14 protein-coding genes are annotated in these 13,342 nt (G+C 42.0%); 9 read left to right on the forward strand and 5 right to left on the reverse strand.

The features are described from left to right. Positions 1-409 precede the first annotated feature (409 nt). Positions 410-994, forward strand: a complete 585-nt coding sequence (locus V7K30_RS04430; protein WP_334997499.1) for a hypothetical protein — start codon at positions 410-412, stop codon at positions 992-994. A gap of 437 nt (positions 995-1,431) precedes the next feature. Then, positions 1,432-2,205, forward strand: coding sequence for an armadillo-type fold-containing protein (locus tag V7K30_RS04435; RefSeq protein ID WP_334997501.1), 774 nt, complete (start codon positions 1,432-1,434; stop codon positions 2,203-2,205). A 223-nt stretch (positions 2,206-2,428) separates the two neighbouring features. Here V7K30_RS04435 and ftsE read toward each other — a convergent pair whose 3' ends face one another. Both ftsE and V7K30_RS04445 read right to left on the reverse strand, forming a co-directional pair. Beyond that, positions 2,429-3,175: a cell division ATP-binding protein FtsE gene (ftsE, locus tag V7K30_RS04440; RefSeq protein ID WP_334998135.1), complete on the reverse strand. Its 747-nt coding sequence runs from the start codon at positions 3,173-3,175 to the stop codon at positions 2,429-2,431. A gap of 330 nt (positions 3,176-3,505) precedes the next feature. Then, on the reverse strand, positions 3,506-4,261 hold the full coding sequence (locus V7K30_RS04445) for a WecB/TagA/CpsF family glycosyltransferase (protein WP_334997503.1): 756 nt from the start codon (positions 4,259-4,261) through the stop codon (positions 3,506-3,508). A gap of 549 nt (positions 4,262-4,810) precedes the next feature. Here V7K30_RS04445 and V7K30_RS04450 point away from each other — a divergent pair. From V7K30_RS04450 to V7K30_RS04460, 3 genes are all read left to right on the forward strand, one after another. After that, entirely contained in the window at positions 4,811-5,530 is a 720-nt protein-coding gene (locus tag V7K30_RS04450) for a response regulator transcription factor (protein WP_334997505.1), read from the forward strand. Between the two features lie 168 nt (positions 5,531-5,698). Further along, positions 5,699-7,372, forward strand: coding sequence for a SpoIIE family protein phosphatase (locus tag V7K30_RS04455; protein ID WP_334997507.1), 1,674 nt, complete (start codon positions 5,699-5,701; stop codon positions 7,370-7,372). 3 nt (positions 7,373-7,375) lie between these two features. Next, positions 7,376-7,801 carry an ATP-binding protein gene (locus tag V7K30_RS04460; RefSeq protein WP_334997509.1) on the forward strand — a complete coding sequence of 142 codons (426 nt, stop codon included), beginning with the start codon at positions 7,376-7,378 and terminating at the stop codon, positions 7,799-7,801. A gap of 105 nt (positions 7,802-7,906) precedes the next feature. Here the strand turns inward: V7K30_RS04460 and V7K30_RS04465 are convergent, their stop codons facing one another. Then, positions 7,907-8,338 (reverse strand): nuclear transport factor 2 family protein, encoded by a 432-nt coding sequence (locus V7K30_RS04465; protein ID WP_334997511.1) that lies wholly within the window; start codon positions 8,336-8,338, stop codon positions 7,907-7,909. A 315-nt stretch (positions 8,339-8,653) separates the two neighbouring features. On the opposite strand from V7K30_RS04465, the gene queG reads away from it, so the two are divergent. Then, a complete protein-coding gene (gene queG, locus V7K30_RS04470; protein WP_334997514.1) occupies positions 8,654-9,628 on the forward strand; it encodes a tRNA epoxyqueuosine(34) reductase QueG in 975 nt (324 codons plus the stop codon). Next, the gene (locus V7K30_RS04475) at positions 9,603-10,238 is read left to right on the forward strand and encodes an HAD-IA family hydrolase (RefSeq protein ID WP_334997516.1); all 636 of its coding nucleotides are present in this window, start codon (positions 9,603-9,605) and stop codon (positions 10,236-10,238) included. Before queG ends, V7K30_RS04475 begins: the two co-directional genes overlap by 26 nt. A gap of 144 nt (positions 10,239-10,382) precedes the next feature. Here V7K30_RS04475 and V7K30_RS04480 read toward each other — a convergent pair whose 3' ends face one another. Next, positions 10,383-10,760 (reverse strand): hypothetical protein, encoded by a 378-nt coding sequence (locus tag V7K30_RS04480; protein WP_334997518.1) that lies wholly within the window; start codon positions 10,758-10,760, stop codon positions 10,383-10,385. Between the two features lie 216 nt (positions 10,761-10,976). Between V7K30_RS04480 and V7K30_RS04485 the strand changes: the two genes are divergently transcribed. Further along, positions 10,977-11,507 carry an orange carotenoid protein N-terminal domain-containing protein gene (locus V7K30_RS04485; protein WP_334997520.1) on the forward strand — a complete coding sequence of 177 codons (531 nt, stop codon included), beginning with the start codon at positions 10,977-10,979 and terminating at the stop codon, positions 11,505-11,507. A 163-nt stretch (positions 11,508-11,670) separates the two neighbouring features. Here V7K30_RS04485 and V7K30_RS04490 read toward each other — a convergent pair whose 3' ends face one another. Then, positions 11,671-12,435 (reverse strand): ABC transporter ATP-binding protein, encoded by a 765-nt coding sequence (locus tag V7K30_RS04490; RefSeq protein ID WP_334997522.1) that lies wholly within the window; start codon positions 12,433-12,435, stop codon positions 11,671-11,673. Positions 12,436-13,063: 628 nt separating this feature from the next. Here V7K30_RS04490 and V7K30_RS04495 point away from each other — a divergent pair. Then, the gene (locus tag V7K30_RS04495; RefSeq protein WP_334997524.1) at positions 13,064-13,309 is read left to right on the forward strand and encodes a hypothetical protein; all 246 of its coding nucleotides are present in this window, start codon (positions 13,064-13,066) and stop codon (positions 13,307-13,309) included. The last annotated feature ends 33 nt before the right edge of the window (positions 13,310-13,342 follow it).

The following is a 13,342-nucleotide window of genomic DNA, read 5'->3' on the forward strand; positions in this document are numbered from 1 at the left end:
TTCTTTGTTCACCCCAGAATACTTACCTATTTAGTTCAAACTCCCCACTCATTGTTATTATCGGCGAATCAATCACTCTAAGACTTCTCACCAGCGTCAGATTAAGTAGATGTAAAATTACTGGATTACTTGTAAAGATTTGGTGATTTTTTTTCACCATAAAAAGTAACTTCACCTTGTAATTACTGTTTTATAAGGCTTTAGTATGGTAGCGAGCATCACTAGAACGTGAATCAAACATAAGTTTTTATGGTAGTCTAGCAAGAAACTCATAAATAATTTTGAGCGTCAAGAATAATTAAAACACTCGTTTTAATAAGCTATTAATTCTACTTCTAAATGTAGAAACAATAACTTTTGATGTATAAATAATCTGATTATTCTCTAAGTAATGGTAAGGCGGGATGTCATGGTAAAGCAGGCTACTCTTCAATCAAATAAACTACCAACGATTGAAGACGCTAAATTTGCGCTTGACAACTTTAATATACAAAACGAAATTACAACTTCAGTTTGGCAGGGTCAGGTCGAGCCAGCTATTGATGCTGCCAGAGTGACTGTACCTACTTGTATTTGTTTAGACTTAGAAGATTTGAAGTGTTTTGAAGCAGTAGAGCGCCAGTATGAACGCTGGGGAGTCATTTTTCATAATTCTCTAGCAATACAGCCATCAAATCCAGCATTTCCAACCTATTCAGGGCTAACAGTTTTAATGGGAGCGCCTAAAAGCGGATTTTTAGAAGCTACTTTCTTGCATCCGGTTAACTCGGTTAGTGCCTTTGTCACTAGTTCGCAACGGCTAGTGCTTTCCGCCTACGATCGCGATCGGCAACTGCTTGGCCAAACTGCACTACCAAGCGCTAATCTTGCCAATTCAGACTCGGCAATTTCCCCCAATACCTTATTATCTATAACTGTGAATAACATCCACAGCGTTACCTTCTGTGCTTTTGATGGTCAATTCACCCTTGATAACTTTCGTTTTTGTCTCTAACCTAAAACGTTAAAAACTCTGTTACCAAATTAAGCTTACTCGCCCAGTCGGGGTATTCTTTTAAAGTATATTGATCATCAATTACACTCGAAGGTACTGCGAAAGTATGAAGTATAAATTAATGCAATGCGATTAATTTTTTAGCCTACCCGACTGGAAGGGCTTCGCCAAACATCGAACGGGTTTTCGTTGAGAGTACAGGAACGACTGTACCAAATAGCCTAGTACCGCATTCGCAAAATTCAAAATTCAAAATTTAAAAAGCCTTTATGCCCTTGCTCTGAGCTATTTAAAATGGTATCTTGATTTCCGCCGTGCTGTACTAGTCTCCTATCCGTCCATGAAAACCGGGCATCTTGTGGTTTGGGGCTTCACCCTTCTTCATTCCTGGTAAAACTTATACAATAGGTAATTTCGTAATCAAGTAGGTAAACACTGTGGCACAGGCTTCGTCTTCTTGGCAGCAATTGATCAACCAGATCCCCAACTGGAACTGGCCGCTTCCAAAGTTCAAGACAAAGGGAGCCATAAAGCAGCAAACATTTAAGCGCTTCTCTGGGCCTGGGGGTTTTCTTGGGTTTCTGACAATCGTCATCGCTATGTTGTTGTGGAACTGGATGCTGCTATTGGCTCTCTTAATCGGCGTTGGGGTAATGGTATTGGTTTACTCAATGCAGGAGTGGGACTGGCAATTGCACTGGTCTAAGATACGTAAGTTCTTAAACAGTTCAAATCGTCGGTTAGCCTTAGCAGTCGTCAGTGGTGGTCTTGGTACTGTCAGCACTTACATGGCAGCAGCAATTTGGGTTGATTCTCACAGTCCCTGGATTGCTGCTGGTGCGATTGTGCAAGGTGTGGGAACCCTGTTAACTTTAATTTTATTGGTATGGCAAATTATTAACTTCTATGAAAATCGAGAAGAAGACCACCTCGATCAATTGTTGGTCCATTTAACAGAAAAAGATCCATTGAAGCGGTTGATTGCCCTACGTCAACTAACTAAATTCGTCAGCCGTAAGCGAGTTGATTCTTCAGTGCAGCAAGATGTTGTCGAATGCTTGCAACTCCTACTCAGTCGAGAGGAGGAAGTTGTGATTCGAGAGGCAGCTTTTAAGAGTTTACAAGCCTGCGATCGCCTACAAGCGCTACCCCCCAAAACAGCAACAACTTTCGTACCCGTAGCTACAAAAGTCAAGCACCACGTTTATTAGTTATTTGCCCTTTGTGTTTTGCCCAGGGCTATTTCGTTCTAGACATAAACCGCCCAGAACTAAAGTTCGGCGGCTCATAGCTAAAGTCCGTTAAAACGGACTATAACCTTTTCTCAGTCGTCTAAAGACGACTTTCGCTATTAGACTCAGAATTTATTCTGAGACGGGCTAGATGAGAATGAAATAGCCCAATGCCCTATGCCCAATGCCCCATGCCCAATATTTATTTTCGAGACAGTCGTCCATTGCGAACTTGCACTACCGGATGATTGCATCGCCGCACCAATTGTTCATCGTGGGTGGTAACAATTACTGTAGCCCCAAAGGAATTTAACTTCTGGAGAATCTGGATCACTTGCCAGGAATTATCTAGATCGAGATTTCCAGTCGGCTCATCTGCCAACAGCAGCGGTGGTGTACCAACGATCGCCCGGGCAATACTCACCCGCTGTTGCTCTCCTCCAGACAGTTGATCTGGAAAGCAGTCAGCTTTATTCAGTAAACCTACCAGCTTCAAGGTTGGTTCTAAACGTCGTTGAATTTCTTTACGGGTATACCCTTGAGCTTGCAGCACAAAAGTTACATTTTCCGCCACTGTTCGTTGGGTAATCAGTTTGTAGTCTTGAAACACAATGCCAATCTGTCGCCGCAATAATGACAAGCGATCGCCCCGTAAACCCGCTACATTACATTCATCAACAATTACTTCTCCTTGTGTGGGTAACTCCTGGCCATATAGCAGTTTCAAGAGCGTTGATTTACCAGAACCACTTGGCCCCGTGATAAACAGAAATTCTCCCTTTTTTACCTCAAGGTTTGCATTCAACAAGGCGTGAGTGCCGTTAGTATAGGTCTTGGTTACAGATTGCAATTTCACCTTTGCAGTAGTATTGCTACCGTGCTGTTGAGTTTCACTGTCCTCTCTATGAACGGATTTGTCTTTCTTAACTTGAGTTGTTAATACTGGCATTGTTAAATTTTCCTCATACCCACACCAAACAGTTTGCCGACTTAGATGTGACATTCCTCTCAAAATAAGGATTCCCAGGTTTCGCCTGGGAATTTAAAATTCAACAAAGAAAATTTAAAATTTTTTGAAGACTTTAATATAAAGTAAGTAATAACACTCATAACCCATAACTCAATACAGTTCAGTTAAGCATCTCTTCCTTCTCGGCTTTTGCGTCCTTTGCAGTAGCCTGCGGCAAGCCGCTCCGCATCTACATTAAAAAAATTGACTTTGACAAAGAGTTAAGCCTTAAATGAACCGTATTGACTCATAACTCATAACTCATAACTCTTAACTAATTGCACCCCTTGCTGTCAAACGATAAATAAACGCTTTCATAGCAAACGCTGGCAAAGCCAACATCCGCCGCCAACGCCAAGGTTCTTGATAAAGCCGATACAACCATTCCAAATTATTATTTCCTAACCAGGCGGGAGCGCGAGTTTTAGTTCCCGACCAAATATCAAAACTGCCACCGACGCCAATCCAAATTGCTTGAGGACACAAATGGTGGTTTTCGGCAATCCATAACTCTTGACGTGGCACTCCCAAACCTACAAAAATCACTTGTGGCTGCAATTGAGTGAGAGTTTGTCGCAATTGTGCTTCTTCTTCTGGGGAATGGTAGCCTGAGTGAGTGCCTACTATACTCAAATCTGGAATTTGCTGCTGCCAAAAATCTGCCGCAGTTAATGCCACTCCTGGCGCTCCTCCATAGAAAAATACCTTTGCTCCTGTCTTCTGTTGCCCAAGTTCTTGCAAAAGTTTTTCTGCGAGTTCAATCCCCGGAAAACGCTGCACTTTTTGCCATAACAGCCACCGCAAATACAGAACAACCCCGGCTCCATCTGGAATCACGAGTTCAGCATTTTTAATCACCTGAGCTAAGAATTGATTTCGCTCTGCCTGCATAATCATTTCTGCATTGAGCGTTACTACATGAGTTCCTCTGCCTGCGTGCAGGCATTCTAACAACCAGCCTGGATAATTAGCCATCACATGAACTGGTATTCCCAACACTGAAAATGCTTGATTGCCGTTAGACATAGCCTATTCTTGATTAACTCTCACACCAGATTTTGCTTGAATGTTAAGTTTATCAAATTTTTTTATATTGAAACTTAGGCAGGAGAGATTCCCCATTGCCCTGCAACAAGAGAAAGCATAATTAGGACTTACGCATCAACTACGAAATGTAGAGGCAATTCATGAATTGCCCCTACGGTAAATCAAGGCTTTCACTGCCTTTTTGCGTAAGTCCTGATAATTAAACTAAGGGAACTCCAAAAAATAAATTATCCAATTTCTGGACTTCACTACGACTTTCCCTCCCCCTGCTCCCTGCTCCCTGTCCCTAAAGCGATGGGATATTTTTTTATTTGGAAGTCCCTAATTAGTCTTGGGCGCTTGTACTTGGGGTGAAGCAGTCCAAATTTTATTTTTAAGGTATAATATTAACTAAGTATAAAACGCTCAACTCGCAACTCTGGTTCCGGGAACAGAAAAGCCCCCACTATACTGCTTGCAGTTAGTGTGGGAGTATGTCACGAAACTCGACTTTACGGTTAAGGTAAGTGTAACGGGCTGAAGTTGGCTATGAGTAAAATTCGTATCGCTCTGATTGAAGATCATGACCTAACTCGTGTGGGTATTCGGACAGCACTACTGCAAAAGGATGAAATTGAAGTTGTAGGTGAAGCTGCCAATGCTGCTGAGGGACTAAAGATGTTAAAAACGGTACAACCAGATATTGCCATTGTAGATATCGGTTTACCAGATAAGGATGGCATTGAGCTGACACGGGAGGTAAAATCTACTGCTAATGGGCAGAAGCTAGTCACAAAGGTGTTAATTTTGACGCTGCGGGATAACAAAGAAGCTGTGTTGGCAGCTTTTGCCGCTGGTGCAGACTCTTACTGTATGAAGGATATCAAATTCGATAATTTGCTGGAAGCAGTACGAGTAACTTACAATGGCAACGCCTGGATCGATCCGGCGATCGCTCGGATTGTATTACAACAAGCGCAACAAAATCCCCAAAAGTTGGAATCGGCTTTTGGAGATACCAAGACTATTGCCTCTAACCCTGATTATGTCGAGAATCTGGAAGGAATTCAACCTTACACCCTGACAGAAAGGGAGTTAGAAGTGCTACAGTTGATTGTCGAAGGTTGTAGTAATGCACTAATTGCGGAAAGACTTTACATCACTGTTGGGACTGTTAAAACTCACGTTCGCAATATTTTGAATAAGCTATGTGCCGATGACCGTACCCAAGCAGCAGTCCGCGCCTTGCGTTCTGGGTTGGTTGGATAAAGTTAATTTTGCTGTGGAGCAATTGAGGATGATCAAGGGAAACTTACAACTTTGAGAAAGTTATATTTTCAAAGTGAATGGCTTCTCTGATTTTCTGTTATTTATCAGGTGGGATAAACATCATACTATCTCGCCATTCAAATATCTATGTGAAAACTAAAGTCAAATATGGCTGAGATCGGGCTGGACAAACTTAAGCTCATGGTGGTAGATGATGAGCCAGATAACTTAGACTTACTCTACCGCACTTTTAGGCGAGATTTTCAAGTATATAAAGCCAATCATGCCTTTGGTGCTCTGGAAATCTTGGAGAAATTTGGCGAAATGGCGGTGATTATTTCTGACCAAAGAATGCCAGAAATGAGTGGCACGGAATTTTTTAGTCGCACCGTAGAGCACTTTCCAGACACGATTCGGATTTTGTTAACTGGTTTTACTGATGTCGAAGATTTGGTGGATGCGATTAACTCTGGTCAGGTATTCAAGTACATTACCAAACCCTGGAATCCAGATCGACTGAGAGCGTTAGTTGAGCAAGCCACTGATACATATCGCCTAGTTAAGAAGCGCACGCAAGAGTTACGTCGGGCCCTACGGCGAGAATCTTTGTTTAATGCGGTAACAACGGCAATTCGGGAGTCTCTAGACTACGACAGTATGCTGCAAAAAATTGTAGCAACTCTTGGACAAACATTTGAAGCTACCAGTTGCTTGCTCAGACCAGTAGAGGGCGATCGCCTCACACAAGACCAGTTCTCATACCGCGATCCTCAATCCAGTGTATTAGATTGCTTCTTCGACCCCAGTATTTTAATTGAAAAAGTCCTGGAAACCCGTCATTATCAACTTGCTCAAGAAATATACGACGGTAATCCGTGTCACCATCTGGTTGTACCACTTAGCTACCAGCAGCATTTGTTGGCTGTGCTGGCCCTCCACCAATGGGGACGCGATCGCCCCTGGCAAGACGAAGACATCCAACTGATTGCAGGTGTTGCCGAACAAGCAGCCTTAGCCCTCTCTCAAGCAAAACTCTACCAGCGCCTTCAAGAAAAGCAACAGCAGATTCATAATGAGTTGGAGGTAGCACGCCAAATTCAATACAACTTGCTACGCCAAACTTTACCTGACATCAAAGGTGTGAAAGTGCAAGCCTGTTGTTACCCAGCGCGGGAGGTAGGAGGCGATTTTTTTGAAGTTTTTGTTCATCCCAAAGGTGACTTGTGGTTGGCAGTGGGTGACGTTTCTGGCAAGGGCGTCCCAGCTGCTTTATTTATGGCTAGTATTATTTCAGTCTTGCGCCGAGAATTATCTCAAGAAGCGCCAGCCGAGCCAAATGTGGTCATGCAGAACCTCAACCACGCTCTCAGTGAAGACTTGATTAGCAACAATTATTTCATCACCCTTGTGTTAGCGTGTTATACCCCTGGCACGAAGGAACTCGTCTACACGAATGCCGGTCATATCTATCCACTGTTATGGTCACGCCAAGACGCTTTAGCCGACAATCCTAATTACCTCAAAGTCCGCAGCGTTCCTTTAGGAATCTTGCCCAAGTGGCAGGCAGAGTCTGGTCGTTTGGTTCTCGCTACTGGAGACACATTGTTACTAGCTAGCGATGGAATTACGGAAGCAATGATATCAAATGATTCTGATTTAACAGTAAATACCGAGTCTGGCGTTAACCCAGTTAACCGTTCTATGCTGAATCAAGATGGTCTTTGGCAACTCTTACAACAAGAGGAACAACCGCTTTCTCTTAACCATTTACTAGCTCGCATCCAGGCAGATAACCACGTTCAAGAAGACGATCAAACTATACTTTCACTGGAGATTTTGTAAGTAATGAAAAGCGAGCTTCATGTACCAAGTGACTTGAATTTTCTTAATATTGTCGAAAACTGGTTACTGGGATGTTTGAAAATTCAGCTAGGAGAATCTGTGGATTGGTCACGGCAATCAAGTCGTTTGAGACTGGCTTTGGTAGAAGCCTACTCAAATGCAGTGCGTCATGCTCACAAGGACAAACCAAATTTACCGATTTTACTGCGTTTGGAAGTGAAAGACCGGGAGCTTGCCCTAGAAGTTTGGGACTATGGCGAAGGCTTTGATATGTCTACCTACTACGCTCCAAACCCTATGGAAAAACAAGAAGGTGGTTATGGTTGGCTAATTATGAATCGTCTCATGGATAAAGTAGATTACCAGTTGCAGGTTAATGGTGCCAACTGTCTCAAGTTAGAAGCTACTTTACCCGAATTAGTGCAATAGACAAAAGTTACTATTTTTCAAGCCATGTGATTTATATGAATTTTCGATGCCTAGATTTATGTGTTGGGTGTGAGCAAACATTGCCTAAGTCGTTATAGTTATTTGCTACTTTTCCCGACGTAAAGAAAGTAACTCTTGAGGGGAAGCTAAAAGTTTGATTCTAGTATAGAGAATTTGCCGTTGTTGGTTGAGGATAAATAGCCACAAGACATTTACACTACACCACGAAGTTTGTGCTTTGCCTGTTACCTGGACTTGGATCGTAGCGTTTTCTAAAGTCTCAGCTATTCCTGTGTTGGGGTAAGCTTTAATGTTTTGGCCTTCTTGTTTTAAGTAGGCTGCGATCGCATCTTTCCCTACAATATCAGATTCCAATGGTGGATGCATCACACCATCTACCGCAAACAAGGCAGCAGTTGCCTCAAATTCTCCTGCATTTAAGGTTTCAAAATAACGCAGTACACTTGGGTCTGTAATTCCCTCAATCTGGAATTCTTCTTTTGACTGCGCTGGGGATATAAATTCAGCAGAGGTCATAGAATTGCCTGTATCATACTAACTAAATATTAATTTCAATACAAAAATAGCTAAAAAGAAAGCTGCTATTGAGATAGATTGGCACATATTGGCAAATCTTCCTCACGATGGAAGTTTTACAGCAAAATTCAGCAGGAGGCTGTCCTAACCCTGCTTAAAAAGGAGGGAATTAAGTTCACCCAGGATCAGGGAGGCAACGCATTGGGCTATAAATAAAATTTATATGTCGGATGAGCAACAAATCTTAATCAAAGGTATTGACTACGTAATGTATAATTAATCTGCCTTTAGTTAGGCAAAATCCAGATAAAAAAAATGAATCAGTATTCCGTAACAAGCAGCAGTGTAGTGAAAGAAAAAGCCAGTGAGTTGGGCTTTCACAAAGTTGGAATTGCTGCTGTAGATAGGGTAGATGCTACAGAAGCGCAGAGGTTGCAAGCATGGATTGAACTGGGTTATCACGCCGATATGGAATGGATGGCTAACCCAAAACGTCAGGATATCCGCTTAGTGATGCCAGAAGCGCGATCGCTAGTGTGTGTGGCGCTAAATTACTACACACCACATCAACGTCCCAAAGGCGAGGAATACGCCAAAATTTCCCGTTATGGTTGGGGAAGGGATTATCACAAGGTAATGCATAAAAAACTCAAGCAGCTTTCTACATGGCTAGAATCACTTGCTCAAGGCGTACAAGCTCGCTATTATGCAGATACTGGCCCGGTGCCAGATAAAGTGTTGGCTCAACTAGCCGGAATTGGTTGGATTGCCAAGAATGGTAATGTGATTACACGAGAATATGGCTCTTGGGTATTTTTGGGAGAAGTGTTGACAAATTTGGAATTAGAGAGCGATCGCCCGCATACAGAACACTGCGGTAGCTGTACTCGTTGTCTTCAAGCTTGTCCTACGGGTGCAATTACTCAGCCTTTTGTGGTGGATGCTAATCGCTGCATTGCTTATCATACCATTGAAAATCGAGCCGAGGAATTACCAGAGACAATCATACCCCATTTGCAAGGCTGGGTTGCTGGTTGTGATATTTGCCAAGATGTTTGTCCTTGGAATCAACGTTTTGCCAGCACAACTGATATTGCAGAGTTTCAGCCTTATCCTGGGAATATTGCTCCCCAACTGCTAGAATTAGCCCAAATCTCAGATCAGGAGTGGGATAAACGATTTCCAGCATCTGCCTTGCGGCGGATTAAGCCAGAAATGTTACGACGCAACGCCCTAGCTAATCTTGACGCATCCAGGCGAAAGAATGACCCCGAAAGTAATTATTTTTGATTTTGACGGCACAATTGCTGATACAGTAGATGCCCTTGTTAGTATTGCTAATCGTCTAGCTGTAGATTTTGGTTATAGACACATAAGTCCAGAGCAATTAGCCCTCCTTAAAAATTTAACATCTAGGGAAATTATTAAGTACTCAGGAGTTTCTCTATTTAAGATCCCTTTTCTAGTTAAAAAAGTTAAAGGGGAATTAAAGAACAAAATCCCAGAATTAAAGCCCATTCCGGGAATTAAAGAAGCATTAACAGAACTCCAAAATCAAGGATATAAACTGGGCATAATCACTTCTAATTCTAAAGAAAATGTTACACAATTCCTGACAATTAATGATTTAAATCACCTATTTGATTTTATCTACTCAGGAATTACAATTTTTGGCAAAACAACCATAATCAATAATGTATTAAGGCAAAATCAACTCAAACCTCAAGAAGTTATTTATGTCGGAGATGAAACCAGAGATATAGAAGCATCAAGAAAAGCAAATATCCAAGTGATTGCAGTCACTTGGGGATTTAACTCACCAGAAGTACTAGCCAAGCAAAATCCAGATTATTTAATTCAGCGACCTAGCGAACTACTAGAAGTGATGAATACTCGTTAATTAGTCAAAAGTCGATAGTGAAAATCTTAACTATTGACGATTTAATAAAACAGTAGGGTGGGCAATGTCTAGCAATGCCGAGAACTTCAATTTTAATATTTGTGAGATTGCCCACCCGACAAAATAGTAAGATATCAGGAAAACTTAATTTTTCCGTTCACCCTTTTCCAAAGCTTGTTGTACTAGATCATCACTGACATTAGTTACACCCTCAGTCGGAGAATTCCCAACTTCCTTTGCTAACTCAAGAAAATCATCAGGATTACCAGTTGACTGGGTTTGGGTTTTTGTCTCTTGTGGTTTAGAGGTTTGATATTTAGGTGCAGTCGCTGCTTCGGCTGCTGCTGCACCTTTACCTGTGCGGTCAACTTCACTCACGCTAAATTGTTGTGCAGTTGCATAATCAGCATCAAAATTGACCGTTGGCGCTTTTTCTTCACCACTAGCTATGCTATCGGCAGCTAATTGTGCATCCTGGGTGGAAGCTTCATTTAAATTGGGCTTCACTTCTTCATCAGGCATAATTAAAACCTTAGGTAAATTTTTTATTGTTGTGGCAATTATAGCAAATTAGTGTGCTGCTTTCTTGCTTCTTGGGGGAGACTTTTACCTCTATTAAAAGGTAGATTAAAGCTGCAATTTTAAATTAATTTAACTCTTTCTATGGGTAGTAGAATCTGATTATCAAACTCTGGTACCACTTAGTTTGGTGTGTAAAATTTTCTTGGAAACAAATTTATGACTGCAAGTTACGATAAAACTATTTCTCAAGCCCAGAGCAATGAAACTCAAAAATTGGTGGACGGGTTTAACGCCTTAGATACCGATGCAAAATTAGCCTGGTTCTATTTGGTTTATAAAAAAATGGGTGACTCGATCACCCCAGCTGCTCCAGCTGCTGCCGAACCAGAGTTAGCACCACTTCTGCTAGGAGACTATTTTGAGTTATCAGATGAGCAGCAACTAGATATTATGCGGGATATAGTTAACCGCAAAGATACAGAATATTCCCGTGCTTATGGGGCGATAAAAGAAAACAACCAGCTGTTAGTTTGGTATGCTTGGGCGGTAGCTATGGGAGATACGGTGGTTGATTTGCCAAGCACCTACCAGCCAACTAAAGAAATTAAAGGTTTGGTTTCGCAAATTGAAGGATTAGAATTTGAAGAACAAATGTCGGTGTTTCGGACAATAGCTGGTGAAGTGGGTTACACCGATGTTAAGCCGATCGCAACGCAAGCAGAAACTGGGAAAACGTCAAGTCTGTAATCATATCAAAACCGCATTTATCAGCCCCAACGACTAGAAGTCGCGGCTACACAAACAAAGTCCGCCTTTGCGGACTAAATCCACATCCAAAACCTATCTTTGCCCCAACGACTAGAAGTTGCAGCTACCCGAACAAAGTCCGCCTTTGCGGACTTTAATTAAGTTATGACACAGTAAGATGATTCAATTCGGCTGGGGTGAGGTTGGAGTGTACTACTTGACCATCACGGAACCAAACGATGCGCTGGGTTTGACGGGCAACTTCTGGCTCATGAGTTACCATGACAACGGTGATTCCACTGGCATTGAGTTCGCCAAAAATATCTAAGACTTCTTGGGTTGTGCGCGAATCAAGGGCGCCGGTGGGTTCATCGGCTAAGAGTACCACGGGACGATTGACGATCGCACGAGCGATCGCTACTCGTTGTTGTTGTCCACCAGATAGTTGAGTTGGTTTGTTGTTGAGGCGATTTGCTAAACCTACTCTTGTTAGCGCAACTGTTGCGCGATCGCTTCTTTCTTTTGCGTTGATATTAGCATACACCATCGGCAACATGACATTTTCTAATGCTGTTAGTTGAGGCAATAGATGGAATTGTTGGAATACAAACCCCAGCTTTTTATTACGGATGTGTGCTAATGAGCGATCGTCCATTTGGGCTACATCGAGGTTATCTAAGTAATAATGTCCGCCTGTGGGACGGTCTAGACAACCGATAATATTCATGGCTGTGGATTTACCAGAACCTGAAGGCCCCATGATTGCACAATATTCGCCCTGTTCCACAATTAGGTTGACATTATTTAGCGCTCGTACTTCTGTTTCGCCACTACCATAAATCTTGAAAATGTTTTCTAGTCGAATGATTGCTAGTTTCGGTACAGGATTAGGAACCAGGGAATCGGTAATTGAAATAGTGTTTGTCATAAAGAGATAGTTAACAATTCAAAATTCAAAATTAAAGAAATTTTGCCTACGGCACGCTCTTTGCGTTCAGACGGGGATTTAAATCCCGATGGTTCCTGAGCTTGCCGTAATGCTGTCGTTATGACACTAAGTTTTGTCGTTGCATTAGCTTAACCCACCGTAGGTATTGCTTGTTTGGCATACTACACCACTCTTGTTAATTATAGGACTTACGCAGATGAGATCCCCCAACCCCCTTAAAAAGTTGGCTCTTTCAGATCCCCGATCAATAAGTGCCTAAAATCACAGTCAAACACTTTTCAAACAACCTCTTAGACGTGGAGAGTGTCGATGATACAGCACTTCCTGCTGCTATGAGGTACAGATACTTGGAATGCTATTAGCACAGACAAACGGTAATTCGATCAATTAGTGTACCTCATAAGTTCGGGAAGTGCTGTATGAGTCAGCAAACAGGGAATTAAGAAAGAAATATGCCTTTTTGCTTGCGGAAAACATCAAAATGAGTGCGTGATTTACCGAAATGAGTAAGCAATCAGGCATTTTGAGAAAGCAATATGCCTTTTTGCTTGCTAAATCTACTGAAACGAGTAAGCAACCAGGCATATTGAGAAAGCATTTAGTTTAAATGCTTTCTCATTTAGGTATTTTGCTTATTGAATTCGACTTTATTTATTTTTTCGATGAAGTAACCAGTTATGATGATCTGTTTGACGACAATCCCAAAGCAACGGAAACGTCTCCGGCTTTGCCTGCGTCTACGTCAACCATAATGCTTCAATACTGCAAGCCGAGCATCTTAAGTATTGTGGCTTCTTTAGTGCAACAGTGGCGATCGCTAAAAATGTGTCAATTAAAAGCAAGCTACGGGTAATCCCAGGTTTCAGCCTGGGTAGAAATAAAGTGC

The sequence above is a fragment of the Nostoc sp. genome (assembly GCF_036917655.1).
Taxonomy (GTDB): Bacteria; Cyanobacteriota; Cyanobacteriia; order Cyanobacteriales; family Nostocaceae; genus Nostoc.

What these genes read in the sequence shown, in the direction of transcription:
- V7K30_RS04430 (WP_334997499.1), top strand. Translation starts at nt 410, where the DNA reads ATGGTAAAGCAGGCTACTCTTCAATCAAATAAACTACCAACGATTGAA.
- ftsE (WP_334998135.1), bottom strand. Translation starts at nt 3,175, where the DNA reads ATGCCAGTATTAACAACTCAAGTTAAGAAAGACAAATCCGTTCATAGA.
- V7K30_RS04445 (WP_334997503.1), bottom strand. Translation starts at nt 4,261, where the DNA reads ATGTCTAACGGCAATCAAGCATTTTCAGTGTTGGGAATACCAGTTCAT.
- V7K30_RS04450 (WP_334997505.1), top strand. Translation starts at nt 4,811, where the DNA reads ATGAGTAAAATTCGTATCGCTCTGATTGAAGATCATGACCTAACTCGT.
- V7K30_RS04455 (WP_334997507.1), top strand. Translation starts at nt 5,699, where the DNA reads ATGGCTGAGATCGGGCTGGACAAACTTAAGCTCATGGTGGTAGATGAT.
- V7K30_RS04460 (WP_334997509.1), top strand. Translation starts at nt 7,376, where the DNA reads ATGAAAAGCGAGCTTCATGTACCAAGTGACTTGAATTTTCTTAATATT.
- V7K30_RS04465 (WP_334997511.1), bottom strand. Translation starts at nt 8,338, where the DNA reads ATGACCTCTGCTGAATTTATATCCCCAGCGCAGTCAAAAGAAGAATTC.
- queG (WP_334997514.1), top strand. Translation starts at nt 8,654, where the DNA reads ATGAATCAGTATTCCGTAACAAGCAGCAGTGTAGTGAAAGAAAAAGCC.
- V7K30_RS04475 (WP_334997516.1), top strand. Translation starts at nt 9,603, where the DNA reads ATGACCCCGAAAGTAATTATTTTTGATTTTGACGGCACAATTGCTGAT.
- V7K30_RS04480 (WP_334997518.1), bottom strand. Translation starts at nt 10,760, where the DNA reads ATGCCTGATGAAGAAGTGAAGCCCAATTTAAATGAAGCTTCCACCCAG.
- V7K30_RS04485 (WP_334997520.1), top strand. Translation starts at nt 10,977, where the DNA reads ATGACTGCAAGTTACGATAAAACTATTTCTCAAGCCCAGAGCAATGAA.
- V7K30_RS04490 (WP_334997522.1), bottom strand. Translation starts at nt 12,435, where the DNA reads ATGACAAACACTATTTCAATTACCGATTCCCTGGTTCCTAATCCTGTA.
- V7K30_RS04495 (WP_334997524.1), top strand. Translation starts at nt 13,064, where the DNA reads ATGCTTTCTCATTTAGGTATTTTGCTTATTGAATTCGACTTTATTTAT.